Raw genomic sequence first — 25,346 nt, 5'->3', positions numbered from 1 at the left:
AGCTGGCAGCAAGATGCGGGGGACTCAGTTCATAGAACCTCCCACCGGGGCATTGTATGCCGGGAAATTGTGTCATCAAATGGGTTGCGGACCGACGATTTGTCGGCGTTGCTGAAACGAAGCAGAAAACAAGCACTTAGGAGGTCGCAATGGACCTGGGAATTCGCGGTAAACGTGCGCTGGTCTGCGCATCGAGCAAGGGACTCGGGCGCGGCTGCGCAGAGGCACTGGCAGAGGCGGGCGTGGACCTCGTGATGAACGCGCGCGGGGCGGAGGCGCTGGAAGAGACCGCGCAGGCAATCCGCGACCGCTGGCAGGTCAGCGTCACGACGGTTGCGGCGGACATCGTGTCGGAAGACGGACGTGCACGGGTCCTGAAAGAGGCGGGCGACGTGGACATCCTCGTGACCAACGCGGGCGGCCCGCCGCCGGGCATGTGGTCCGACTGGGGGCGCGAGGATTTCATCAAGGCGCTCGATGCGAACATGCTGACGCCCATCGCGCTGATGACCGCGCTGATGCCGAAGATGATCGACAAGGGCTGGGGCCGGGTGGTCAACATCACCTCCGTTTCGGTGAAGTCGCCGGTGGCCGTGCTGGGTCTGTCGAACTCCGCCCGGACGGGTCTGACGGGTTACGTCGCCGGGACCTCCCGGCAGGTGGCGCCCAAGGGGGTGATCGTCAACAACCTGCTGCCCGGCATCCACGCCACCGACCGTGCGGATTCGCTGGACGGCGCAGTGGTGAAGTCGAAGGGCATCTCGCTGGAAGAGGCGCGCGCCGAACGCTACGCGACCATCCCCGCCGGACGCTACGGCACGCCGGAGGAGTTCGGCCAGATGTGCGCCTTCATGTGCTCGCAGCACGCGGGTTTCATGGTGGGACAGAACATCCTGCTGGATGGCGGCGCCTCCAACATGACGATGTAAGCCGTGGCGCGGGGACCGGATGGCAAGGGGGGCGGTGCTGGCTTCTCCCTTGCCGATCAGCTGTTCAATGCGGAGTCGCTGGCCGATCTGGCCGGCGAGTTCGCTGTCCTGCCTGGGTTCGACCGGGACCGGTTCCTGGCGGAGTGTGTCCCGGGACTGGCCGGGCGTGGGCTGCTGGAGCGCCTGGAGTGGATGGCTGACTGTCTGGAGGCGCAGCTGCCCTCCGGCTTCGGCCCCATGGCCGAGGCGCTGGAGGCGGCTCTGCCCCCCGCGCTGGACCCTGCGCTGAAGGACGACGACTTCGGCCGGTTCATCCACGCGGTGCATGGCATCCTGATCGTTCGTCACGGGATGGAGGACCCCGACCGCGCGCTCGACCTGTTGCACGCGGTCACGCGCCGATTCTCCATGGAGTTCTACATCCGCCCCTTCCTGAACCGCTGGCCGGAGCGGACGCTCGCGCAGCTGCACGACTGGGCGCGGGACGACAACTACCACGTGCGCCGGCTGGTCAGTGAAGGCACCCGCCCGCGGCTGCCCTGGGCGCGGAACATCGAGATCGATCCGGCGGTGCCGCTGGCCTTCCTCGACGTGCTGCACGCCGATCCGACGCGTTACGTCACGCGATCCGTCGCCAACCACATGAACGATCTGTCGAAGGTGATGCCGGACGAAGTGGTGGCGCGCCTCGCGGGCTGGCAGGCGGAGGGTCGGCAGGAGGCGGGCGAGATGGCGTGGATCACCCGCCACGCCCTGCGGACGGCAGTGAAACGCGGCGAGCGTCCCGCGCTCGATCTGCTGGGCTATCGCGCCGGGGATGTGACCGCCACGCTCGACATACTGACGCCGAGGGTGAAGATCGGGGAGGCGCTCCGCTTTGCCGTGGAGATCGTGGCAGATGAGGCCTTGCCTGTCCTCGTCGATTACCGCCTGCGGTTCGCCCGGCCCGGCGGATCGGCGGAGAAGGTGTTCAAGCTGAAGGCCGGAAAGGACGTACCGCGCCGCGCCGCGCGGTTCGAGAAACGGCATGTCCTGAAAGGCGACGCGACGACCTACCGGCTGCACCCGGGCGCACACGGGATCGTCGTGCAGGTGAACGGCACAGACGTCGCCGAGGGCACCTTCGACCTGCTGCCCGCGGAAGGCTGATCCGGGGCCTCAGGTCTCCGGCGTGGACCAGCGGGCGCCCATCGTCTCGATGGCGGTGATGCGGTCCTGAGTCTTGGGGTGCGACAGGAGCCATGCGGGTGCGGCTCGGTTCGACTGCGTCAGCGCCTCCAGCTTCCTGAACAGGCTGACCTGGGGGGCGATGCCGATGCCGGACTTGTGGAGGAGGGCGGCGGCATAGGCGTCGGCCTCGTATTCATCGGACCGGGACAGGTGCGCGGCCAGCAGCGTCGTCAGCATGTTGGCAAGCCAGACACCCACGCCGGGGATCAGGCGCCCCAGCACCATCATCAACGCGGTCCGGATGGCGTTCTGGCCGGAGAAGTCGATCATCCGGCGGCGCGCGTGGCCAAGCGCCACGTGGCCCAGTTCATGCGCGATGACAGAGGACAGCTCCTCTGCCGAAACCTCGCCCTGCTGGTACTTCTTGTAGAAGCCGCGCGTGATGAAGATGCGCCCGTCCGGCGCCGCCAGACCGTTGACCGGATCGATCTCGTAGATGTTCACCCGGATGCGGGGCAGGTCCAGCGCCTGCGCCATGCGGTCGGTCAGCTTCTTCAGGCGTGGGTCCGCAAGCTCGGTGGACCGGGCGTCCAGCTCTCGTCGCGTGCGCCACGCCGAGAAGTGGTACATCACCAGCGCATAGATGATCGCGAGGAGGATCGGGGTGAACTTCAGCATGGGCTGAATATGGGTCCGCGGCCCGACCGGGGAAAGGGGTGATTTGCGGGCGGAACGCCATGGCCCTGAAGACAAGGGGGCCGGGGCGGATACAGGTCCGCCCCGCGCAAGGTGTCAGGCGAAGGTCGCCGCGAAGGAAGACCGGTAGGTCTCCAGAAGCTCGGCCAGCGGTGCCTCGGATGCGCCCATGCGCACAGTGTCTCCGGTGAACTTGCCGACGGAGGAAAGCGTGACGCCCGCCTGTCCGGCTGCGGTCATCAGCGCCTCGGCCGCGTCGAAACTGCAGGCGATCAGGTAGCGGCCCTGATCCTCACCGAAGAGCTGCGCGGTGTCGTCGGTGTCCAACTGCACGCCGGTGTTGCCTGCCGCCGCCATCTCGAACGCCGCCAGCGCGAGGCCACCGTCGGCGAGGTCGGTGCAGGACCTGATCCACTGGCGGTTGGCGCGGATGAAGTCGCCGTTGGCACGCTCGATGTCCAGGTCGACATGCGGGGCGTCGCCGTCCTCGCGGTGGAAGACCTCTGCCAGAAGCGCGGACTGGCCAAGGTGGCCCGCCGTTTCGCCCAGCAGGAGAGCCACGTGTCCGTCGCGAGGCGTGTCGAGGATCGGCTCTTCGCCCGCGGCGATCAGGCCCACGGCGCCAATGGTCGGCGTGGGCAGGATGCCCTGACCGTCCGTTTCGTTATAAAGTGACACGTTGCCCGAAACGATCGGCATGTCGAGCGCCAGGCAGGCCTCGCCGATGCCCTGAAGCGCACCGACGAACTGGCCCATGATCTCCGGCTTCTCGGGGTTGCCGAAGTTGAGGTTGTCGGTCGTGGCCAAGGGCTTGGCGCCCACGGCGGTCAGGTTGCGATAGGCCTCGGCCACGGCCTGCCGTCCGCCCTGAACCGGGTTCGCCTTCACGTAGCGCGGCGTCACGTCGGAGGTGAAGGCCAGCTTCTTGTCGGTGCCGTGCACCCGGATCACGCCCGCGCCGAAGCCCGGGGTGCGCATGGTGTCGGCCATCACCTGGCTGTCGTACTGGTCGTAGATCCACGCCTTCGACGCGTAGTTCGGGCTGGCCAGCAGCGCCTTCAGGCCGTCGATGGGGTCGATCTGCGGCACGTCCGCAAGCGGGGCGGCTTCCGGTGTCGGCACATGCGGGCGGTCGTATTCCGGCGCGCTGGATGACAGCTTGGACAGCGGCAGGTCGGCCATGCAGGTTCCGTTGTGCATGATGAGGAAGCGGTCCTCGGGGATGGTCTCGCCGACGATGGCGAAATCGAGGTCCCACTTGTCGAAGACCGCCTTGGCCTCTGCCTCCTTCGCGGGGTCGAGCACCATCAACATGCGTTCCTGCGATTCCGACAGCATCATCTCGTAGGCGGTCATGTTGGTTTCGCGCTGTGGCACGTTCTCGAGGTCGAGCCGGATGCCGAGGCCGCCCTTGTCGCCCATCTCTACCGCCGAGCAGGTCAGGCCCGCCGCGCCCATGTCCTGGATCGAGATCACGGCGCCGGTCTGCATCAGCTCCAGCGTTGCCTCCATCAGGCGCTTCTCGGTGAAGGGGTCGCCGACCTGAACGGTTGGGCGCTTTTCCTCGATGCTCTCATCGAACTCCGCCGAGGCCATGGTCGCGCCGCCGACACCGTCGCGGCCCGTCTTGGCGCCAAGGTAGACGACGGGACGGCCGACGCCCGAAGCGGCGGAGTAGAAGATCTTGTCGGCGTCTGCGAGGCCCGCGGCAAAGGCGTTCACGAGGCAGTTGCCGTTGTAGGCCTTGTGGAAACGGGTCTCGCCGCCGACGGTCGGGACGCCGAAGGCATTGCCGTAGCCGCCGATCCCTTCCACCACACCGTGCACGAGCTGGCGGGTCTTGGGATGGTCGGGCGCGCCGAAGGACAGCGAGTTCATCGCGGCGATGGGACGGGCGCCCATGGTGAAGACGTCGCGCAGGATGCCGCCCACGCCGGTCGCAGCGCCCTGGTAGGGTTCGATGTACGAGGGGTGGTTGTGGCTTTCCATCTTGAAGACCACGGCCTGCCCGTCGCCGATGTCCACGACGCCCGCGTTCTCGCCGGGGCCGCAGATGACCTGCGGGCCGGTTGTCGGCAGCTTCTTGAGGTGAATCTTCGAGGATTTGTAGGAACAGTGCTCGTTCCACATTGCGCTGAAGATGCCCAGTTCCGTGAACGTGGGCTCGCGATTCAGGATGCGCAGGATCTCGGCATATTCGTCCGGCTTGATCCCGTGGGACGCGATCAGATCTTCGGTGATGTCCGGTTCCTGCATGTCTTTCCCCTGACGTGGCGTTGCGCGCCCCGTTTAAGGCAAGGGCGCGGCAGGGGGAAGGGGGCAAGCGGCCGCTTTGGTGCAGCAGGAGCGCGCACCCCGGCCGTCAGTCCAGCGGTGTGCGCGCGGCGTTGCGTTCCGCCAGTGTCAGCACCCGGGGCGTGACCACCGGCAGCCCGTCTTCGCCATGGAACGGGCCGTTGGTCTTGCCTTTGAAGACAGCCCCGACGGCGCGCCCGAAGACAGTGAAGAAGGCGGCCGCTGGATTCAGCTCCTTCACCTTGCCGCGGGTGCTGTCGACGTTGACGCGGCTGCGGACGGGGCCGCATTGCTCGGCGGGCGCGGGGATGGCCAAGCCGACGAAAGGCAGGGTCTTCTTTTCGAGCACGTTGGCGATGGGCGTGCCGCAGCAGCCCGAATGGTATCGCACCATGCCCTTCGGAGAGAGTTTCAGCGCGGCCAGATGCTGATGCCCGTGGGTGATGGTAACATGGCCGGGCACGGTCTGAAGGATGTGCAGGCCGCCGTTCTCGTCAAGAAACTCCGGATGGCCGAGCGCTTTGGGAAAGCTGCGGCAGTCGGCACAGTAACAGACGACATGACGGCGCGGCGCGGCGGAGGCGAGGCTCCACGACATGCTGCCGCACGAACAGGAGAGCATCAGCGAAGACGACATACGGGAATCCTTTGTCTCGAATACGGGCGGACGTTACCGTTTTTGCCCGTCGCCGCAAGCGCAGGGGCGGTTCACGCGTCCGGGCGCGTCCAGACGTAGGTGCCCGCGCCAAGGAAGCAGACCGCCTGAATCGCGAGGACGTGCAGCGGAAGGGCAAGGATCAGCCCGATGCAGAAGGTGACGGCCATCATCCCCAGCGCCATGCGCTTGTGACGGCGCGAGATGGCGCCCGTCGTTTCCCACGCGCGGATCGGCGGGCCGAAGGTCCGGTGCGTTTCGAGCCACAGCCGCAGCCGGGGAGAGCCCTTGCCGAAGCAGAACGCCGCCAGCAGCACGAGGGGCGTCGTCGGCAGGATCGGCAGTACGATGCCAATAATGCCGAGCCCGAGGGACAGCGCGCCAAGCGTGACCCAGACCGGACGGGCGAACATGTGCGGGCGAAGGGGCATCTGGCGCGGGTGTCCGTGAGGTTGCTGCTACGGGTGTTCAGGGTAGCGCCGTGATGGCGGGTGGGAAGGGCGGGTCCATTGGCGTTGTGTCGCGGCACGGCTTGTCATGTGCCGTTCCCGCCATTGCGATGAGGGAAGGGCGAGCAAGAAGAGGTTCGGCCAAAAAAAAGGCCGAGCACAAAGCTCGGCCGTAGTCCAACAGGGAGGTATGACGATGCGAAGAAAAAGATGCATCGCTTCGTCATCTGCCGAATATGTCATCACACATGAATCGATCAAGGACATTTACGCCGCACCTGCAGCATTCCCGCCATGCGTGACGTGCATACCACAGTGATTTTTCCCGTCATGCGGGAATTCAGTCCATGCCCATCGCCTTTCGCTGGCGGCGGTGAGCGATAATTTCATCCTGCACGAAATCCCGGAAGGCCGACACACGCTTGGATTGTCTGAGTTCTTCAGGATATGCGAGGAAAACGGGCACCTCGACGCTCTCGATGTCCGGCAGAACCCGGACCATCGTCGGGAAATCCTCGATGATGTAGTCGGGCAGCACACCGATCCCGAGGTTCGAGATCACGGCCTGCAGCACGCCGAAGTAGTTGTTCACCGTCAGCGTGGTCTGCACATCGTTGGCCAGCAACGACTGAACGAGCTGTTCGCCCGCCAGCACCTGCGGCGCGCCGGGCTTCTGGCAGATCAGGCGGTGAGAGACCATCTCTTCCAGCCGCGTGGGTTCGCCGTGCTCTGCAAGATAGTCGGGCGAGGCGTACATGCGCATGCGGATCGACATCAGGCGCTTGCGGATCAGGTCGGCCTGGCTGGGTTCTTTCATGCGGATCGCGACGTCGGCCTCGCGCATCGGCAGGTCGAGCACGCGCTCTTCCAGCATCAGGTCGATCTTCAGGTCGGGGTACTTCTCGTAGAGCTTGGTCAGACGCGGGGCGAGCCACAGCGCCCCGAACCCGTGGGTCGTCGTGACCTTGAGTTCGCCGAAGACTTCCTCTTCGCTGTCGCGAATGCGGGCGGTGGCGCTGTCGATGCGTTTGACCATCGACGAGGTGGCGTCGAACAGAAGTTCACCCTGTTCGGTGAGAATCAGTCCACGCGCATGGCGATGGAAGAGCGTCGTGTTGAGCGCCTCTTCCAGCGCGCGGACCTGCCGCGACACCGCCGATTGCGACAGATGGAGCGCATCCCCAGCGTGTGTGAGGCTACCCGCATCTGCCACTGCGTGAAATATTCTGAGCTTGTCCCAATCCATACCGACACTTTCCGCTGTTGGCGCACACATAATGGACGGAATCTGTTAAATGAATAAGAAGTTGACTTAACGCTCGGCATTTGCGGAAAAAAATCCCATTAAGGTCAGTGGTATTTACCTAAATTTGCGCTACAATGCTTATAACTTCAGCGTTGGGAGGCGCCGGATGACCAAGCACAAGATCACCCTGAACGACCGTTTCGACCTGTCCCGCGACACCGTTCTCCTGAACGGGACCCAGGCCCTCGTCCGCCTCATGCTGACGCAGAAGGCGCGGGACCGGCAGGCAGGACTGAACACCGCGGGCTATGTCACCGGCTATCGCGGTTCGCCGCTCGGCGCCGTCGACATGCAGATGCGCCGCGCCGAAAAGACGTTGCGCGAAAACGACATACGCTTCGAAGAGGGCCTGAACGAGGATCTCGCGGCGACGGCGCTCTGGGGCTCCCAGCAGGCCGAACTGCGGGGCGAGGGGCGCTTCGACGGGGTCTTCGGTCTCTGGTACGGCAAGGGGCCGGGCGTCGACCGTTCCGGCGATGCCATGCGTCACGCCAACATGGCGGGCACCTCGAAACACGGCGGCGTCCTGATGGCCATGGGGGACGACCACACGGGTGAATCCTCCACCGTCCTCCATCAAAGCGAATGGGCGCTGGTCGATGCCTATATGCCGGTCGTTTCGCCCGCCGGGGTGCAGGAAATCCTCGATTACGGGCTCTACGGCTACGCGCTCAGCCGGTTCTCGGGCCTTTGGGTCGGTCTGAAGACGATGAAGGACACGGTCGAAGCCACGGCGGTCGTCGATGGCCGTCCCGATCGCGTGTCCCTTGTCACGCCCGATTTCCCGGTGCCGGAGGGCGGTCTGAACATCCGTCTCGGCGACACGCCCCATGCGCAGGAAACGCGCATGATCGACCACAAACGCTTTGCGGCCGAGGCGTTCTCCCGCGCGAACGGCATGGACAAGCGGATCTGGGGCAAGCCGGGGGCGAAGATCGGCTTCGTCTCAGCGGGCAAGAACTGGCTGGACCTCGTGCACGCGCTGACCCTTCTGGGCATCGACGAGGCCGAGGCGGAGCGGCTCGGCATCACGACCTACAAGGTCGGGCAGGTCTTCCCGCTGGACATGCAGGGCTTCCACGACTGGGCCGAGGATCTCGAACTGATCGTCATCGTCGAGGAGAAGCGCAAGCTGATCGAGGTGCAGGTCAAGGAGGCGATCTTTGACGACCGTCGCGGCCGGCGCGTCTACGGCTGGTACAAGGGCGGCGCGGGCGGCATGCACCGCGACGAGCTGTTCCCGACGCGCGGCGCGCTAGACCCGATGTGGATCGGCCGCAAGCTGGGCGAGATCCTGATCGAGGAAGGCCGGGGCACCGATGCCGTCCGTGCCGGGCTCAGGAAGATCGAAGAGGCGACGCGGGCCGACAACACGCCCGACATCGCCGCACGCGTCCCGTATTTCTGCGCGGGCTGCCCGCACAATTCGTCGACAAAGGTGCCGGAGGGGTCGCGCGCCTATGCCGGGATCGGTTGTCACTACATGGTGCAGTGGATGGACCGCTCGACGCTCGGCTTCACCCACATGGGGGCCGAGGGCGCGAACTGGATCGGCGAGGCGCCGTTCTCCAGGACCGGGCACGTTTTCCAGAACCTGGGCGACGGCACCTACAACCACTCCGGCGTGCAGGCGATCCGCGCGGCCTTGGCCTCGGACGTCAACATCACCTACAAGATCCTCTTCAACGACGCGGTCGCCATGACCGGCGGCCAGAAGAACGAGGGCGGCCTCACCCCCCAGCGCATCGCCGACGAGGTGCGTGCCATGGGGGTCGAGCGTGTTGCTGTGGTCTATGACGAGAAGGAGGACGTGGCCTTCAGCGCGTTCCCGTCGGGCGTGACGATGCACGAACGCGCGGAACTGTCCGAGGTGCAGAAGGGGCTGGCGCAGCATGAGGGCGTGTCCGTTCTGCTCTATATCCAGACCTGCGCCGCCGAGAAGCGCCGCCGCCGCAAGCGCGGCCAGTTCCCCGATCCCGACAAGCGGGTCTTCATCAACACCGATGTCTGCGAGGGCTGCGGCGATTGCGGCGTTCAATCGAACTGCGTGGCGATCGTGCCCGAAGAGACGGAACTGGGCCGCAAGCGGGCCATCGACCAGTCCGCCTGCAACAAGGACTTTTCCTGCCTGAAGGGGTTCTGCCCGTCGTTCGTCACGCTGGAAGGCGCAGAGGTGAAGAAGGCAGAGGTCGCCAAGCTCGAATTGCCGGACATGCCGCAGCCTGACCTGCCGAAGATCGACGGGACGTTCAACGTGGTCGTGACTGGCGTCGGCGGCACCGGGGTCGTGACCATCGGCGCGGTTCTGGCGCAGGCGGCTCAGATCGACGGCAAAGGTGCGGCCATGATGGAGATGGCGGGCCTCGCCCAGAAGGGCGGCGCGGTGCACATCCACCTGCGCATCGCCGAAAAGCCCGACGACATCTCGGCCGTGCGCGTGGCGACCGGCGAGGCGGACGCGCTGATCGGCGGCGATCTCGTGGTCAGTGCCGGGGCGAAGACGCTGGGTCTGACGAGGGCCGGGCGCACCGGCGCTGTCGTGAACAGCCACGAGATCATCACCGGCGACTTCACCCGCAACACCGAGTTTGCCCTGCCGATCGACGCGCTGAAACTGGCGCTCGAGGCACGGATCAAGGACCGGCTCGCGATGTTCGACGCCAGCGACCTTGCCAAGGCGACGATGGGCGACTCCATCTTCTCGAACATGATGATCCTTGGCGCGGCGTGGCAAATGGGGCTGGTGCCGCTGTCGCACGATGCGATTGCCGCCGCGGTGGAACTGAACGGGGCCGCCGTCCAGCGCAACCTGCGCGCGTTCGAGATCGGACGCTGGGCCGTTCTGCACCCGCAGGATGCCGCGCGCCTGCTGGAGCCGGTCGTTGTCGACAAGCCGAAGTCGCTGGACGAGAAGATCGCCTTCCGCGCCGATCACCTCGTGAAATACCAGGACGAGGCGCTGGCCGACAAATACCGCGCGCGCATGAAGGACATCGCCGATCCGCGCCTGAAAGAGGCGGTCGCGAAGGGCTATCACAAGCTCCTGGCCTACAAGGATGAATACGAGGTCGCGCGCCTGCACCTCGAAACCCGCGACAAGGCCCGCGCGCAGTTCGGCGGCGACTTCGAGATGACGTTCCACCTGTCTCCGCCGCTGGTGGCGAAGGAAGGGCCGGACGGACGCCCGGAGAAGAAACCCTACGGCGAGAAGATGCTGAAGGTTTTCGGGATGCTGGCGCGGATGAAGGGTCTGCGCGGCACCGTCTGGGACGTCTTCGGACGGTCGGAAGAACGCCGGATGGAGCGGGCGCTGATCGCACAGTACGAGGCCGACATGGCCGAATGGCTGCCGAAGGCCCGGCCAGAGATCATGGATCCGCTGATCGCTCTGGCGGAACTGCCGCTCCAGATCCGCGGGTTCGGCCCGGTCAAGATCGCTAACGAGGCAAAGGCCGCCAAGCGCCGCGAGGAGTTGCTGACGCTCTTGAAAGCAGGCGGCGCGCCGGTGTCTCAGGCGGCGGAATAACCGCTCACACCTTGCTCGTCGGCGCGGAAGGGGTGTCTTCCACCGGGCCGACGACCTTCCGGGCGAGCGTCATGAACGTCTCGCGTTCTTCGGCGGTCAGCCCGTTCAGCACGTCCTCTTGCAGGGCCGTCACGACAGGCAGGATCGTCTCGTACATGGCTGCGCCCTCTTCGGTCGGGCGGACCTCGCGGGCGCGGCGGTCGTGCCGGCTGACCTCGCGCCGCACCAGTCCCTTCTGTTCGAGCCGGTCGATCACGCCACCAATGGTCGCACGGTCATAGGCGATGGCCGCCGCGACGCTGGCCTGGTCGATGCCGGGGCGCGCGATGATCGCGTCGAGGGCGGCGAACTGTACGGGCGTCAGATCGTACCCGGCATCCGCCATGTGCCGCGAGAACACCTGCGTCGAAATCTGGTTCAGCCGTCGAATCAGGTGACCGGGCATGGCATGCACTTTCATCGCGCGCTCCGCAGGTTCGGTGTTTCATGAAAGTCAGCAAAGACAATAGGTTCACGGTAATGATTTGTACACTTATTTTTATTGACGGAAAATGATATGTACAGTTATCAATTGGTGCCGGAAGGGCTGCGGCGCGAGGAGGAGAGACCATGCAATTCTATCTGGACGGCTTTCGTGGCGGAGATCCGGACATCCGCAACGCCGCACCCAACCGACGGGACAGGGGGCCACATGCGCCCCTGCCAAGGGAGGTGGACGTGCTGATCGCGGGCTGCGGTCCGGCGGGCCTCTGCCTCGCGGCGCAGCTCTCGCGGTTCCCGGAGATCGACGTGATGATCGTCGAGCGCAAGCCGGGACCGATCGAGAAGGGGCAGGCGGATGGCGTGAACACCCGCACGATGGAGATGTTCCAGGCCTTCGGTTTCGGCGAGAAGGTGAAGCGCGAAAGCTGCTGGGTGAACCAGACGGCCTTCTGGTCGCCGGACCCCGCGAACCCCTCCCATATCCGCCGGATCGGCAGGGTGCAGGACGTGCCGGAGGACAGCTCCGAGATGCCGCACACGCTCATCAACCAGGCCCGCATCCATGAGTTGTTCCTCGACGTGATGCGCAAGGCGCCGTCGCGGCTGGAGCCGGATTACGGCTGGTCGGTCGTGGATGTCGTGGTCGATCCGGACACCGAGGATCACCCGGTTACGGTCACGCTGGAAAACACCGGCATCAATCCCGGTGAGACGGCGACGGTCCGGGCCAACTACGTGGTCGGCTGCGACGGCGCCCGATCCAACGTGCGCAAGGCCATCGGCGGGCAGTTGCACGGCGATGCCGCGCACCAGGCCTGGGGTGTGATGGACATCCTCGCCAACACCGACTTCCCCGATGTGCGCCAGAAGTGCCTTGTCGCCTCGCAGTCCGAGGGCAACATCCTGATCCTTCCGCGGGAGGGCGGTTATCTGTTCCGGATGTATGTCGAGTTGGACAAGCTGAACCCGGACGAGCGTGTCTCCAGCCGCAAGTTCTCGGCCGATGATATGATCGCAGCGGCGAACCGGATCATGGCGCCCTATACCATCGACGTGAAGCAGGTGGTCTGGTGGTCGATCTACGAGATCGGGCACCGCCTGACCGACCGTTTCGACGACGTGGGCCCGGGCGAGGACCGCAACCCGCGCGTCTTCACCGCCGGGGACGCCTGTCACACCCACAGCCCGAAGGCCGGGCAGGGGATGAACGTATCGATGCAGGACAGCTTCAACCTCGGCTGGAAGTTGGCGCATGTGTTGAGCGGCCGTGCCGACGCCAGCCTGCTGCGCACGTATTCCGCCGAACGCTGGGTGGAGGCCAAGCGCCTGATCGACACGGATCACCAGTGGGCGCGGATCATGTCGGCCCCACCGGGCCAATCGGAACTGGACGGCTCGGGCATGCCGCGGTTCCAGAAGCAGTTCATCGAGAACCTGATGTTCACCGGCGGCCTCGCGGTGAAGTACGATGCGTCGGCCCTGACGGCGGAACCCGCCCACCAGCACCTTGCCACGGGGGAGGAGATCGGGCGCCGGTTCCACTCCGCGCCGGTGGTGCGCGTGGCGGACGCCATGCAGATGCAGCTAGGGCATGTGGCGGAGGCGGACGGGCGCTGGCGCATCTACGCGTTTGGTGGGAGGGACGACACCTCCGCGCCCGGCTCGGCCATCCACCGGCTGGCGGAGTGGCTGGAACAGGACCCTGCCTCTCCGGTGGTGCGCTGCATACGTGAGGGCGAGGACCCGGACGCGATCATCGACCTGCGCGCGGTGTTCCAGCAGACGTTCGAGGCTGTGGCGATGGAGGACATGCCGCCGCTCCTGAAACCGATCAAGGGGCCGCTGGGCCTTCAGGATCACGAGAAGGTCTTCAGCGTCGATCACAAGGGGATGGGCGACATCTTCGACATGCGCGGCATCGACCGCGAGAAGGGCTGCATGATCGTCGTGCGGCCCGACCAGTACGTCGCCCATGTCCTCCCGCTGGACGGCACGGCGGAACTGGCGGCATTCTTCGATGGCGTTCTCTTGCCGCAAGGGTAGGCGGGTGCGGTGGCGCGGTCCCGGGGCTGCGTCATCTTCCCGTCATCATGGCGTTACAATTTCTGGCCAGAACGCGCGAACCGCAGTAAGGACTGCGGCATCACGCGCAGGGGGAGGAGCCATGCCCGTCATCCGCAAAGATGTGACCCGGGACATTTCCTACGCCTATTCGGCCAGCACACGCAGCGGCCGCGCGATGATACGCTTCATGGAAAACGCCACCGGGCGCCTCGGGCTGATCCGCCGGGCCGCCGGCTACGAATCCGAGGTGGCGCAGGGCCGTGACTTCTGGGAGGTCATGGTGGAGCGCTACGGGCTCCAGCTTGAGGTCATCGGCGGATCGCTCGACAACCTGCCGAAGGACGGGCCGCTCGTCGTCATCGCCAATCATCCCTACGGCATCCTCGACGGACTGATGCTGGGGCATATCCTGTCGGTGGTGCGCGGCGATTTCCGCATTCTGGCGCACCGGGTCTTTCGCAAGGCGGAAGAGTTGAACCGCGTCGTGCTGCCGATCTCCTTCGACGATACAAAGGAGGCGGTGCAACTGAACCTCGATACGCGGAGGGAATGCCTGCGCTATCTGGGCGACGGCGGCTGCATCGGCATCTTCCCGGGCGGCACCGTGGCCACGGCCGAACGGCCCTTCGGTCAGCCGATGGATCCGGGCTGGCGCACCTTCACCGCGAAGATGATCGCGAAGTCCGGTGCGACCGTCGTGCCGATCTATTTCGACGGCCACACCTCGCGGCTGTTCCAGCTTGCCTCGCACCTGCACACGACGCTGCGCATGGGGCTGCTCATCAAGGAATTCCGCAAGCGCGTGGACACACCCGTGCGTGTCGCCATCGGTCAGCCGATCCCCGCGCATGAGATCGCCGAACGCGCGAAGGACGCGCGCGCGATGATGGATTTCCTCCGGCAAAGAACCTATGAGTTGTCGCCGACGCCGCTCAAATCTCTCGACTACGGGTTCGAGTTCGAGGAAAAGCACAAGACACGGCGGCATTGACGCGACAGGCACACGGGGCAGGACATGGCGGTTGGTGTATTCGATTCGGGCCTCGGCGGCCTGACCGTACTGGATGCGGTGGTGAAGCGGCTGCCGGATGTGCCCTTCGTCTATTTTGCCGACAGCGCCCATGCGCCCTACGGCGTGCGCGATGCCAACGACATCTACGATCTGACCACGCAGGCCGTTTCGCGCCTGTGGGACGAGGGCTGCGACCTTGTCGTGCTCGCCTGCAACACCGCCAGCGCCGCGGCGCTGCGCCGGATGCAGGAATCCTGGGTCCCGCGCGAGAAGCGCGTGCTGGGCGTCTTCGTGCCACTGATCGAGGCGCTGACCGCACGCCAGTGGGGTGACAACTCTCCGCCGCGCGAGGTGGGTATCCAGCACGTCGCCCTTTTCGCGACACCCGCCACGGTGCGCAGCCGCGCATTCCAGCGTGAACTGGCGTTCCGGGCGATCGGTGTCGACGTCGAAGCGCAGGCCTGCGGCGGACTGGTCGACGCGATCGAGGAAGGCGACATGATCCTCGCGGAGGCACTGGTGCGCAGCCATGTGGACGCCCTGAAGCGCAAGATGCCGACGCCCGAAGCAGCCATCCTCGGCTGCACGCACTATCCGCTGATGCAGGAAATCTTCCAGGATGCGCTGGGGCCGGAGGTGCACGTCTACAGCCAGGCGACGCTGGTGCCGGATTCGCTGGCCGACTACCTCGATCGGCACCCGGACATGATGGGCAAAGGCACGACGAGCCGGTTCCTGACGACGGGCGACCCGGCGCGTGTGTCGCGTCATGCCACCCAGTTCATGAAGCGCCAGATCACCTTCGAAAAGGTCTGACCTCAGGCGCTCAGGTCCCTGATCACCCGGCAGGTCAGCGATGGCTCGGCGGGTGGCGGGGGTGGGAACCTCAGGTTCAGGTAGCCGCGCAGGTAGAACATGATCTCCTTCGTGGCGCCGCGAGGAAACCGTTTCTCGAGCTCGCGGCGCGTCAGGGAGAAATAGCAGGGCAGGGTCGTGGTCGTCCCGTCGAGCCGCCGGAACCCCATGGACCAGCCGTCGAAGCGCCGCATTCGGGCCGGGCCGTAGAACATCACCTTCATCTTGTAGTGCCGGGGATCGCGGTAGATCCTCTCCAGCGTCTGGTCGAGCATGTCCTGCGGCCCCTCCAATACCTCGAAGAAGTTGCGCGACTTGTAGAGCAGCAGGCCGCTCACTTGCCGGAGGGCGTTGTGCTTTTCCGTCTCGGCCATGAGGCGGTCGAGGATCCGGTCGCTCAGCCGGGTGCGCGTGTGGCTGATGCAGATCGCCCGGACCAATGGCGCGCCCTTGGCCTCTTTGCCCGGCCCGGTGGCGGATGCGCCGCCGGTGATGTGGTCGAAGTCGACCACTGCCATGCCGGAATATCGCTGTCCCGTTGCGACCCGTCCGGGCCGTGCGATGGATGTCATGGCGTTCATCGTTAACCCTCCTTCCGGCAAAGCGCCTTGCGGCCGTCCGCCACCGAAGGAGGGTTCTCTGTCCAGCCATTTGCCCGCACTGCGGGCGGCTTCGGAGCAGGGGACACCGCCATCCTGCGAGGGACGCCTCGCCCAACAGCATTTCAATCAAATATTAACGGTTCGCTTGAGCGTGGTTGCCCGTCCGTTTTGACCTTGCGTCACAGACCGGGACTGCCGTTCAGCTGCGCGGGTCTCGCGGGCCGGTGTCGCCTTCCCACCAAGCCTGTGTCAGGCCCTGATAGACGATGATCCGGCTGCCTTCCGGAAAAGCGCGCAGCATGTCCCGGCGATAGGGCAGGCTCTGCCCGTCACGCCCGTGTTCGTCGCGCCACGCGAGGCGGTAGAGACGGCGGGAATTGACGGTGATGTGGGTGCGCGCATGTTCGGTGACCACGGCCCGTTCGCGTGCACCGTAGCGACGTGCGCGCAGGGCGGCGATGGCGCGCCGGGCCGGAACCCAGAGCGCGACTAGGAACACCACGCCGAAGACCAGCGCGATCCCCTGCGTCACGGCAGAGGCGCTCCGGTTCTCGCCCCGCGACAGTTCGATCATGTTCGGCTCGGACGCGAGGTACCAGAGGGTGATCGGCGTGCCGATGGCGCTTCGGTCATGGGTGGCGGCATCGGTGTTCTGTTCGACGGTGAGCGGCGCGCCGCCGTCCGGCGTAAACCCCACCTTCACGAAATAGGAGCGTGTCTCATCCCCGTCGCTATCGCGCGAAATGCGGATATCGCGGCCGAGCACGGTGCCCACGGCCTCGACCCCCTCGGCATCGAAGCGCTCCGCCGTGCGGAGCGTGAAATGGCTGACCAGCGTGAGGATCAGCGTGATGACCAGCGGGATATACGCGATCCAGCCGCCCATCCGGTGAAAGAGGCGGAAAAAGGAGACCGGTCTGGCAAGGGACGGTTCGGCTGGCATGGCGCGGAGATTGCCGCTGGGGCAGGTCAAGATCAAGCGCAGGTCACTGGTGTCGGACGATTTTTTGCGGCCCTGTGTCCGGGCTGGGGAATAGGAAGGTAGTGCGGCGCGGGGCGCGTATCGAAAGGCGCATGTCGGTCGCCACGGCGTGGTCCGCCTTTCGGTATCGGATAGGCGTACCGAGCGAAGCAGTTGCGACAGATGCGTTTTGGCGCTAATGCAGAAATCAAAGGAGATACTGCATGATCGGGACCCGCAACGATTTGCGACGATGACGTTCATGCCGCGCCAGGGCGCGGCACCTGCAGCCCATCCTTCGTTTTCATGAAAGGTGTCTCATGACCCAGTCCATCGCCATCATCGGCGCGTCCGGATACACCGGCGCGGAACTCATCCGGCTGATCGCCACCCACCCGTCGTTCGAGATCAAGGCGCTGGCCGCCAATTCCAAGGCCGGCCAGAGCATGGCCCAGGTCTTTCCGCACCTGCGCCACCTCGACCTGCCGACTTTGGTCACGTGGGAACAAATCGACTTCTCCGGGATCGACCTTTGCTTCTGCGCCCTGCCGCACAAGACGAGCCAGGAAAGGATCTCGAAACTGCCCAAAAGCCTGAAGATCGTCGACCTGTCGGCGGATTTCCGTCTGCGTGACCCGGCCGCCTACAAGACGTGGTACGGCAACGATCATGCCGCGGTCGAGATGCAGGAAGAGGCGGTCTACGGCCTGACCGAGTTCTATCGCGACGAGATCGCCGGGGCGCGGCTGGTGGCGGGTACCGGGTGCAATGCGGCCACCGGCCAGTACATCCTGCGGCCGCTGATCACCGCCGGCGTGATCGACCTGGACGAGATCATCCTCGACTTGCAATGCGGCGTCTCCGGCGCGGGCCGGTCGCTGAAGGAAAACCTGCTGCACGCCGAGCTCTCGGAAGGGACCAACGCCTATTCGGTGGGTGGCACGCACCGGCACCTGGGCGAGTTCGATCAGGAGTTCTCGAAGCTGGCCGGGCGCGAGGTGAAGATCCAGTTCACGCCGCATCTCGGGCCCTTCAACCGCGGCATCCTCGCCACCTGTTACGTCAAGGGCGAGGCTGAGGCGATCAACATGGCGCTCGAGGCGGCTTATGCCAACGAGCCCTTCGTGGAGGTGCTGCCCTTCGGCGAGACGCCCTCCACCCACCACGTGCGCGGGTCGAACTTCGTGCACATCGGGGTGGTGGCGGACCGGCTGCCGGGACGGACCATCGTGGTCGCGACGCTCGACAACCTGTGCAAGGGGTCTTCCGGGCAGGCCCTGCAGAACGCCAACCTCATGCTGGGTGTCGAGGAAACCGCCGGGCTGATGCTGGCGCCCTGCTTCCCGTAGGATCGTGCGTACTGACAGAGCGCGCTTTTGCGCGCGCTCTGTCTCCCGGGGCGCTGCCCCGGACCCCGAGGTATTTGGGCCAAGATGAAGGGTTGTGTGCGGCCCGTTCCGCCAATCGGGACGGGCAAATCGCCACAGGTCTCCCCGCGGGGCGGGGAATCGCATATATAGCGATGCACCGATCTTTGGGAGGACGGACATGGCACTGAAATCGCTGAAGAAGAAGCGGCGGATCCAGGTTGTGGCGCTGGCGGCGGTCGCACTGATCGTGTCCACCGGCCTGATCGGCTATGCGATGCGGGACGGGATCAACTTCTTCCGCTCCCCGAGCCAGGTGATGGAGGAGCCGCCAACCCCGAACGAGGTCTTCCGCATTGGTGGCCTGGTGGAGGACGGCTCTCTGGAACGGGGCGTCGGCGAGACGGTCAGGTTCCGGGTGACGGACGGGGGGGCGACGGTGCCGGTCGTCTTCACCGGCGTGCTGCCAGACCTGTTCGACGAGAACCAGGGCATGGTGGGCACCGGCCGTTACGTGAACGGTGTCTTCGAAGCCTCTGAAATCCTTGCGAAACACGACGAGACATACATGCCGAAGGAAGTGGTCGACGCGCTCAAGGCGCAAGGGGTCTACCAGGAACCCGAGAGCTGATCGTGGGCGTCTGGCGCCGGATCATGGTGTTTCGCTCAGGGCGCCCAGTCGACTGACCGGACCGTAGAATAAGGGACCGCTTAAGTGGATTCTCAGTCCACCTTTGACATCGCGGTCAGGATGCGGCGGGCGGAGTCGGGGTTGATGTCCGTGTCCCGGATCGCCGATCCACGCGTCTCATCCCTTTGTATCCCGTTGCCGGAGGGCGGTGCTGTCCACTGCTCGGCAGGCAGAACGAGCGCTATGCGGAGGCCGGCGCGCGGCGCGCGGGTGATGTGCACCAGCCCGCCCGATTGCCGGGCGAATCCCGAGACGGCGGAGAGCCCGAGGCCCGAGGCTTCCGTCTTGCCCTTGGTGGTGTAGAACGGCTCAGTCAGTAGGGCGAGGGCTTCCTCGGGCACGCCCGGGCCGTTGTCCTCGACGAAGATGACCGTAAAGGGCGGCGGGCATTCGGCGTTATGTGCCGGGTCGGGAGGGGCATCGCGTGTCTCCACCCAGATGCGAACCTTGCCGTTCCCGAGCGTGGCGTCCTGCGCATTCAGGCAGAGCTGCACGAGGCAGGTTTCCAGCATGTCGGCATCCACGTAGGCGGTCGGGGCGTCGGCCGGTGGTACGATCGTGATCTGCATCCCCGGGTCGAGCAGATCGCCCAGCAGGTCCTGCAGCCGGTCGAGGAAGCCGCCGAGGGGCAGGCTCATGGGGTTGAGGCGCGTGCGGCCCGAGGAGGCGAGCAGTTGCTGCACGGTGGAGGCCGCCCGGCGCGCGGCCCTGCGGCTGAGGTCGAGTGCGGCCATCCGATCCTCCGGCGTGTCGAGCATCTCGAACAGTTCGAGATGGCCGAGGATGACGGTCAGCTGGTTGTTGAAGTCATGCGCCACGCCGCCGACGAACTGGTTCAGCGCGCGGGCCTTCTGGGCGTTGGCGTACTTCTGCTGCGCTTCGCGCAGCTGTGCCTGTTGCCGCGCGTCGGCCAGCAGCGAGACGATGACATAGGTCGTCAGGGCGCCGTCCGCGACGAGGACCAGCGCGGCCTCCTGCCAACTGCGCGTCAGCGGCAGGGCAATCGCCGCCGCCGCCCCGAAGATCGTCAGCAGAAGGCATATGTCGACGGCAATGATCGCACTGTCCCTCTGACGCCTGTGCAGCAGGTAGATCGTGTAGCCGATCAATGTGACCGCGGCGGCAAAAATCATGCCGGGGCCGGGGGCGTCGGCGAGGATCCAGATCGGCAGAGACAGGAAGATCAGGCCGGAGATGGCGTAGGCCGCAAGCACGACCGCGATGTCGAACAGCGGCGTGCGCACATTCCGCCGCGCAAGCAGCGCCATGATCGTCAGTTCCGAGCCGGTGTGTGCAATGAACCAGAGGATGACGAGCGGGTCGGGCCGGGCGATGTAATAGGCGGTGGCGCCGATGCCGACGAGCAGGATGCGCAGCAGCGTGTCGGACCGCGATCTGTGCTCGGCCCGGCGAATCTCCTCGAGCCTGTCGTCGTATGTTGGAGAAGCCATAGCGTGCACCCTGCGCGTCCCGACCCCCGGCAAGCGCCGGAAACCGGATGCCATCATAGGCGGGCGGAGACAATCGCTCTATGGACGTCAGGGTGGTATTGCCCTGCGACGCGGTCTCATGCGTATAGGGCTGGCGCCTTTGGGTTGCGCCAGCCCGTTGCTGTCATCTCAGGATGGAGCGACCGGCATAGATCGCGGTGTCTTCCAGCATCTCCTCGATCCGGATGAGCTGGTTGTACTTTGCAAGCCGGTCGGAGCGCGCGAGGCTGCCGGTCTTGATCTGGCCGCAGTTGGTGGCGACGGCGAGGTCGGCGATGGTGGCGTCCTCGGTTTCGCCGGAGCGGTGCGACATCACGTTGGTCATGCGCGCGCGGTGCGCCATCTCGACCGCCTGGAGCGTTTCCGTCAGCGTGCCGATCTGGTTGACCTTCACCAGCATGGAGTTGGCGCAGCCCTTCTCGATGCCCATCGACAGGCGCTTGGGGTTGGTGACGAACAGGTCGTCGCCCACAAGCTGGCAGCGGTTGCCAAGAACGTCGGTCAGCATCTTCCAGCCGTCCCAGTCGTCCTCGGCGCAGCCGTCCTCGATGGAGATGATCGGGTAGTCGTTTACCAGCGCCTCGAGGTACTTCACGTTGTCTTCCGGCGAGAGCGACAGGCCTTCGCCCTTCATCTCGTACTTGCCGTCCTTGAAGTACTCGGTAGAGGCGGCGTCGAGCGCGAGGTAGATGTCTTCACCCGGCTTGTAGCCCGCTTTCTCGATGGACTTCAGGATGAAATCGAGCGCGTCGCGCGTGCCCTTCAGTTCCGGTGCAAAGCCGCCCTCGTCGCCGAGGCCGGTGGACATGCCCGCTGCCGAAAGTTCCTTCTTCAGGGTGTGGAAGACCTCGGACCCCATGCGCACGGCGTCGGCGATGTTCTCTGCCGCGACCGGCATGATCATGAATTCCTGGATGTCGATCGGGTTGTCCGCATGCTCGCCGCCGTTGATGATGTTCATCATCGGGACGGGCAGGGTGCGGGCAGAGGTGCCGCCGACGTAGCGGAACAGCGGCTGGCCGGAGAAGTCGGCGGCGGCCTTCGCGCAGGCCAGCGACACGCCGAGGATCGCATTGGCGCCGAGGCGGCCCTTGTTGTCGGTGCCGTCGAGCTCGATCATCGTGAGGTCGATGGCGACCTGTTCGGTGGCGTCGAAGCCGACGATGTTCTCGGCGATCTCGCCGTTCACGCTGGCCACCGCATCGCGGACGCCCTTGCCCATGTAGCGCGACTTGTCGCCGTCCCGCTTCTCCACGGCCTCGTGCACGCCGGTCGATGCGCCGGAGGGCACGGCGGCCCGGCCCATTGTGCCGTCTTCGAGGAGAACGTCGACCTCGACGGTCGGGTTGCCGCGGCTGTCGAGGATCTCGCGGGCGTGGATGTCGATGATGGTGCTCATGGCTGTCTCCGGAGCTGGGCGTTTGTCCGGAGGTTTATCAGGCCGGGGGGGAAAGTAAACGGTGGCGTTACCGCTAACACGCCTTCTGGCGTGCGGGTTGCGCTAACGCCGGTGCCGCGGGCGCCACGGTGCGGGCTAGGGCGCGTTCCCTGAGGAAGGTGTAGAGCCCCGCGGCAAAGATGATCCCGGCGCCGAGGTAGGTCATCAGGTCGGGACGGTCGCCGAAGATCAGCATGCCAAGCGCCGGGGTGAACAGCAGGCGGGTGTAGCGGAAGGGCGCAACGACAGAGGCCGGTGCCATGCGCATCGCCGTCGTGATGGCGAGGTAACCCAGCGTGGTCACGACGATGGCCCCCAGCATGAACCACAGCGTCGGGGCGGAGTAATCCGACGGCCGGTCAGCCAGGCTCCACAGCAGGATGCCGGCGGGGATGGTCACGGCGAAGCCCCAGGTGGAAATGGCGAGGGCCGGGATATGCGACGGCGAAAGGCGGGTGACGAGGTCGCGGCCCGAGAGGCCAGCAATGCCCATCACCGCAAAGAGTTCGTACCCGGTGAAGCTGGCCGACCACGGGCGGATCACCAGCAGCATGCCCAGGATCCCGGCGGCCACGGCGAACCAGCGGCGCGGGCCGATAACTTCCTTCAGGAAGATCGCCGCACCGATGGTGACGATCAGCGGTCCGGTCTGCATGATCGCCGCGAAAACCGGCAGAGACACATGGGCCAGGCCGTTGACGAGACCGATGGCGCCGATGATCTCGAATCCGTTGCGCAGGAGGATCATCGGGTGCAGCGCATCCCTGGTCAGGACCTTCACCCGCATTGCCATGGCCAACGCGATGAAGAACACCGTGCCGCCGATGGCAACGAGGGTCATCGCCTCGCCGATGGGCGCGCGCTGGGTGGCCAGCTTGTAGAAGGCGTCGGACCCGGCCAGCAGGGCCATGGACAGGATCATGAGAAGAATGGCGCGGAGGGTCATGCGGCCTTGTGACCGGGTTTGCAGGATTCGGCAAGATGCATGCCGAGCGCACATTTCTGCTGGTGTCAGGGAACCGCCGCCGCCGTCGATCGAGGGTCAGGCGGGCGACATAACCGGCGGATTGTCAGTTCGACGCGGTCTGCAGTTCCTGCAGGTGGGCTGAACATCCGCGCAGCGCCGCGTAGTCGTCGGTGACCAGATGCACCGGGAACTGTTCCATGAAGGCGGCGAACCGCCCCTTGTCCCGGAACGCCTCGGCAAAGCCCAGGTCCATCAGGTGCGGTCCGAGGTGCCGGATGACGCCGCCCACTAGGAAGACGCCGCCGAAGGGCAGGTTGGTCAGGGCAAGGTCGCCCGCGTACCGTCCAAGATAGCGGACGAATATCTCCGCCGCTTTCCGGGCGCGTTCTTCTCCCGCTGCGTAGGCCTCCATCACCGCGGCGGCTTCGCGGCGGCCGGCACCGTCCCCGATGAACTCGTCGAGGTTCTCGAGTCCGCGGCCGGACAGGATTTCTTCCATGCCGGAGGAAGGGATGCGCTTGCTCATCCAGTCGATCAGCCGCAACTCCTCCGCATCGCGGGCCTGAAGCGTGATGTGCCCGGCCTCCGCCGCGGGGACCAAAGTCAGCGTGCCCGATGTGTGGACCGGCACTGCGTTCAGCCCGGTGCCGACGTTGACAACCAGCCGTACGTCGCTGGGGGCGGGCTGTCCCGGCATCAGCGTGAGCAGGCTGCCGGCATCGAGATGCGGGACGGAGTGGCCCTGCGCCTGGAGGTCGTTCAACACCACCACGCGCGCGCCGCCGGTGCGGGCCGACAGGGCCCGTGCATCGATCGTCCAGTCGAGATTGGTGAGCGTACCGACCCCGTCCTTCACCGGCCCGGCCATGTCGATGCAGATCGCGCCGACCAACGGATAAGCGGAAAGGTAGGAGTCGAGGATCGGCTCGAGCCCCGGGTGTTCGGCGTTGCGGTAGCGCTGGATGGTGCCGGTCAGCACCTCGCCCCCGTCGCAGAGGGCGACACGTGTATTCGTGCCGCCGATGTCGACGGTTACGGAAACGGGGGTGATCATGGCTGATCCCTTCAGCTTTGCAGCGCGGCCTTGAGTTCGTGGTAGGAGGATTTCGCCGTTCTTTCAAGTGTTTCGAAGTCGACGTGCACCAGCCCGAAGCGCTTTTCATACCCCAGGGCCCACTCGTAGTTGTCGAGCAGCGACCAGATGAAATAGCCCGACACCGGCACGCCCGCGGCAATTGCCCGCTGCACCGCGTCGAGGTGATCCTCAAGGAAGGCGATCCGCGATGGATCCTTCACGGCGCCGTCGACCAGCACGTCTGGAGAGGCCATGCCGTTTTCCGTGACGTAAAGCGGCAGGTCTCCGGTGTACTCCCTGGCGGTGCGCGTCAGGAAATCTTCCAGCCCCTGCGGGTAAATCTCCCAGTCCATGAAGGTCTTGGGCAGCGGCCCTTCGACCTCTTTCAGTGAGGGGAAGGGCGTGGCATCCGGCGCGATCAGCTTGCGGGTGTAGTAGTTCAGCCCGCACCAGTCGAGCGGCGCCTGGATCGTCGGGAAGTCGTCCTGCCAGCCCTCCGGCAGATGCGGCTCCAGCCCGTCGAGCGCCGCCTGCGGGTAGGCGCCCTTGAACACGCCGCCCAGGAACCAGCGGTTATAGATCGCGTCATAGCGGGCCGCGGCGGCCTGCGCTTCGGGGGTGCCGTCGGCGGGCGTGGACCATTCGAGGTTGAAGACCCCGCCGAGGTTCGACATGCCGAGACCCCGCATCGTCTGGATGGCCGTACCATGGGCCAGAAGGACGTGGTGCATCGCACGGGCGGCGGCGCGCACGTCGCGCAGGCCGGGCGCGTGGCCGCCCATGAAATGCGACAGCCACGCCACGCACCACGGCTCGTTGATCGGCGCGACAGAGAACATCCGGTCGCCAAGCCGCTTCATGGCGATCTCGGTAAACTCGCCGAACCAGGCTGCGATTTCGCGGTTGCGCCAGCCGCCCTTGTCGGCCAGCGCGGAGGGCAACTCCCAGTGATAGAGCGTGGCACAGGGCTTCAGGCCGCGTTCCAGCATCGCGTCGGTCAGCCGGTCGTAGTAATCCAGACCTTCTTCGTTCGGCGTGCCGGTGCCCTCGGGCAGAACGCGCGCCCAGCTGATCGAGAAGCGGTAGGCGTCGAGTCCCGCCGCCTTCACCAGATCGAGATCCTCGGCGAAGCGGTGATAGTGATCGCAGGCGCGGTCGCCGTTCTCGGCACGGACCACGTTGCCGGGGGTGGCGGCGAAGTCGTCCCAATGGGTGCGGCCCGCACCGCCGAAGGCATGACCCTCGATCTGGTAGGCGGACGTTGCGGTGCCGAAGAGGAAACCTTCGGGGAAATCGGATCGCTTGTGGCGCATGG

The 25,346-nt window shown here is 65.7% G+C and carries 21 protein-coding genes; 8 read left to right on the top strand and 13 right to left on the bottom strand.

Features of this window, described 5'->3' with window-relative positions; all coding sequences use genetic code 11:
- Positions 1–149: 149 nt before the first annotated feature.
- Positions 150–929, top strand: coding sequence for an SDR family oxidoreductase (locus CDO87_RS00705; protein WP_100926973.1), 780 nt, complete (start codon positions 150–152; stop codon positions 927–929).
- A 3-nt stretch (positions 930–932) separates the two neighbouring features.
- The gene (locus CDO87_RS00700) at positions 933–2,078 is read left to right on the top strand and encodes a hypothetical protein (protein ID WP_100926972.1); all 1,146 of its coding nucleotides are present in this window, start codon (positions 933–935) and stop codon (positions 2,076–2,078) included.
- Between the two features lie 9 nt (positions 2,079–2,087).
- Here the strand turns inward: CDO87_RS00700 and CDO87_RS00695 are convergent, their stop codons facing one another.
- From CDO87_RS00695 to CDO87_RS00675, 5 genes are all read right to left on the bottom strand, one after another.
- Positions 2,088–2,777: a M48 family metalloprotease gene (locus CDO87_RS00695; protein ID WP_100926971.1), complete on the bottom strand. Its 690-nt coding sequence runs from the start codon at positions 2,775–2,777 to the stop codon at positions 2,088–2,090.
- Positions 2,778–2,891: 114 nt separating this feature from the next.
- A complete protein-coding gene (gene purL, locus CDO87_RS00690) occupies positions 2,892–5,051 on the bottom strand; it encodes a phosphoribosylformylglycinamidine synthase subunit PurL (protein WP_100926970.1) in 2,160 nt (719 codons plus the stop codon).
- 106 nt (positions 5,052–5,157) lie between these two features.
- Positions 5,158–5,727, bottom strand: a complete 570-nt coding sequence (locus tag CDO87_RS00685; RefSeq protein WP_100926969.1) for a DUF6151 family protein — start codon at positions 5,725–5,727, stop codon at positions 5,158–5,160.
- 71 nt (positions 5,728–5,798) lie between these two features.
- Complete coding sequence (locus CDO87_RS00680; RefSeq protein WP_254698259.1) at positions 5,799–6,176, bottom strand: YbaN family protein; 378 nt, start codon at positions 6,174–6,176, stop codon at positions 5,799–5,801.
- 358 nt (positions 6,177–6,534) lie between these two features.
- Positions 6,535–7,440, bottom strand: coding sequence for a LysR family transcriptional regulator (locus CDO87_RS00675; RefSeq protein ID WP_100926967.1), 906 nt, complete (start codon positions 7,438–7,440; stop codon positions 6,535–6,537).
- 166 nt (positions 7,441–7,606) lie between these two features.
- Here CDO87_RS00675 and CDO87_RS00670 point away from each other — a divergent pair, with 166 nt between their 5' ends.
- Positions 7,607–11,026, top strand: a complete 3,420-nt coding sequence (locus tag CDO87_RS00670) for an indolepyruvate ferredoxin oxidoreductase family protein (protein ID WP_100926966.1) — start codon at positions 7,607–7,609, stop codon at positions 11,024–11,026.
- Positions 11,027–11,030: 4 nt separating this feature from the next.
- On the opposite strand, the gene CDO87_RS00665 is transcribed toward CDO87_RS00670, so the two are convergent.
- Positions 11,031–11,486 (bottom strand): MarR family winged helix-turn-helix transcriptional regulator, encoded by a 456-nt coding sequence (locus CDO87_RS00665; protein ID WP_100926965.1) that lies wholly within the window; start codon positions 11,484–11,486, stop codon positions 11,031–11,033.
- A gap of 149 nt (positions 11,487–11,635) precedes the next feature.
- On the opposite strand from CDO87_RS00665, the gene CDO87_RS00660 reads away from it, so the two are divergent.
- The 3 genes from CDO87_RS00660 (at position 11,636) to murI (ending at position 15,401) form a co-directional block, all read left to right on the top strand.
- Entirely contained in the window at positions 11,636–13,552 is a 1,917-nt protein-coding gene (locus CDO87_RS00660) for an FAD-dependent monooxygenase (RefSeq protein ID WP_100926964.1), read from the top strand.
- Positions 13,553–13,673: 121 nt separating this feature from the next.
- A complete protein-coding gene (locus CDO87_RS00655; RefSeq protein WP_100926963.1) occupies positions 13,674–14,564 on the top strand; it encodes a lysophospholipid acyltransferase family protein in 891 nt (296 codons plus the stop codon).
- Between the two features lie 24 nt (positions 14,565–14,588).
- Entirely contained in the window at positions 14,589–15,401 is an 813-nt protein-coding gene (murI, locus tag CDO87_RS00650; protein WP_100926962.1) for a glutamate racemase, read from the top strand.
- 2 nt (positions 15,402–15,403) lie between these two features.
- On the opposite strand, the gene CDO87_RS00645 is transcribed toward murI, so the two are convergent.
- On the bottom strand, positions 15,404–16,021 hold the full coding sequence (locus tag CDO87_RS00645; protein ID WP_100926961.1) for a BLUF domain-containing protein: 618 nt from the start codon (positions 16,019–16,021) through the stop codon (positions 15,404–15,406).
- Between the two features lie 220 nt (positions 16,022–16,241).
- Positions 16,242–16,985, bottom strand: a complete 744-nt coding sequence (locus CDO87_RS00640) for a DUF3592 domain-containing protein (RefSeq protein WP_157814879.1) — start codon at positions 16,983–16,985, stop codon at positions 16,242–16,244.
- A gap of 338 nt (positions 16,986–17,323) precedes the next feature.
- Here CDO87_RS00640 and argC point away from each other — a divergent pair, with 338 nt between their 5' ends.
- Together argC and ccmE are read left to right on the top strand one after the other, a co-directional pair.
- A complete protein-coding gene (gene argC / locus CDO87_RS00635; RefSeq protein WP_100926959.1) occupies positions 17,324–18,352 on the top strand; it encodes an N-acetyl-gamma-glutamyl-phosphate reductase in 1,029 nt (342 codons plus the stop codon).
- A gap of 199 nt (positions 18,353–18,551) precedes the next feature.
- Entirely contained in the window at positions 18,552–19,001 is a 450-nt protein-coding gene (gene ccmE / locus CDO87_RS00630; protein ID WP_100926958.1) for a cytochrome c maturation protein CcmE, read from the top strand.
- A gap of 92 nt (positions 19,002–19,093) precedes the next feature.
- On the opposite strand, the gene CDO87_RS00625 is transcribed toward ccmE, so the two are convergent.
- The 5 genes from CDO87_RS00625 to CDO87_RS00605 all read right to left on the bottom strand — a co-directional run bounded on the left by CDO87_RS00625 (position 19,094) and on the right by CDO87_RS00605 (position 25,344).
- Positions 19,094–20,512 carry an ATP-binding protein gene (locus CDO87_RS00625; RefSeq protein WP_198521794.1) on the bottom strand — a complete coding sequence of 473 codons (1,419 nt, stop codon included), beginning with the start codon at positions 20,510–20,512 and terminating at the stop codon, positions 19,094–19,096.
- Between the two features lie 163 nt (positions 20,513–20,675).
- On the bottom strand, positions 20,676–21,950 hold the full coding sequence (eno, locus tag CDO87_RS00620) for a phosphopyruvate hydratase (RefSeq protein ID WP_100926956.1): 1,275 nt from the start codon (positions 21,948–21,950) through the stop codon (positions 20,676–20,678).
- Between the two features lie 73 nt (positions 21,951–22,023).
- Positions 22,024–22,935 carry a DMT family transporter gene (locus tag CDO87_RS00615; RefSeq protein WP_100926955.1) on the bottom strand — a complete coding sequence of 304 codons (912 nt, stop codon included), beginning with the start codon at positions 22,933–22,935 and terminating at the stop codon, positions 22,024–22,026.
- A gap of 124 nt (positions 22,936–23,059) precedes the next feature.
- The gene (locus CDO87_RS00610; RefSeq protein ID WP_100926954.1) at positions 23,060–24,010 is read right to left on the bottom strand and encodes a glucokinase; all 951 of its coding nucleotides are present in this window, start codon (positions 24,008–24,010) and stop codon (positions 23,060–23,062) included.
- 11 nt (positions 24,011–24,021) lie between these two features.
- Entirely contained in the window at positions 24,022–25,344 is a 1,323-nt protein-coding gene (locus tag CDO87_RS00605) for a GH1 family beta-glucosidase (protein ID WP_100926953.1), read from the bottom strand.
- Between the last annotated feature and the right edge of the window lie 2 nt (positions 25,345–25,346).

The organism is Sagittula sp. P11 (assembly GCF_002814095.1).
Lineage (GTDB): Bacteria > Pseudomonadota > Alphaproteobacteria > Rhodobacterales > Rhodobacteraceae > Sagittula.
This window is presented reverse-complemented; position numbering and strand designations above follow the sequence as displayed.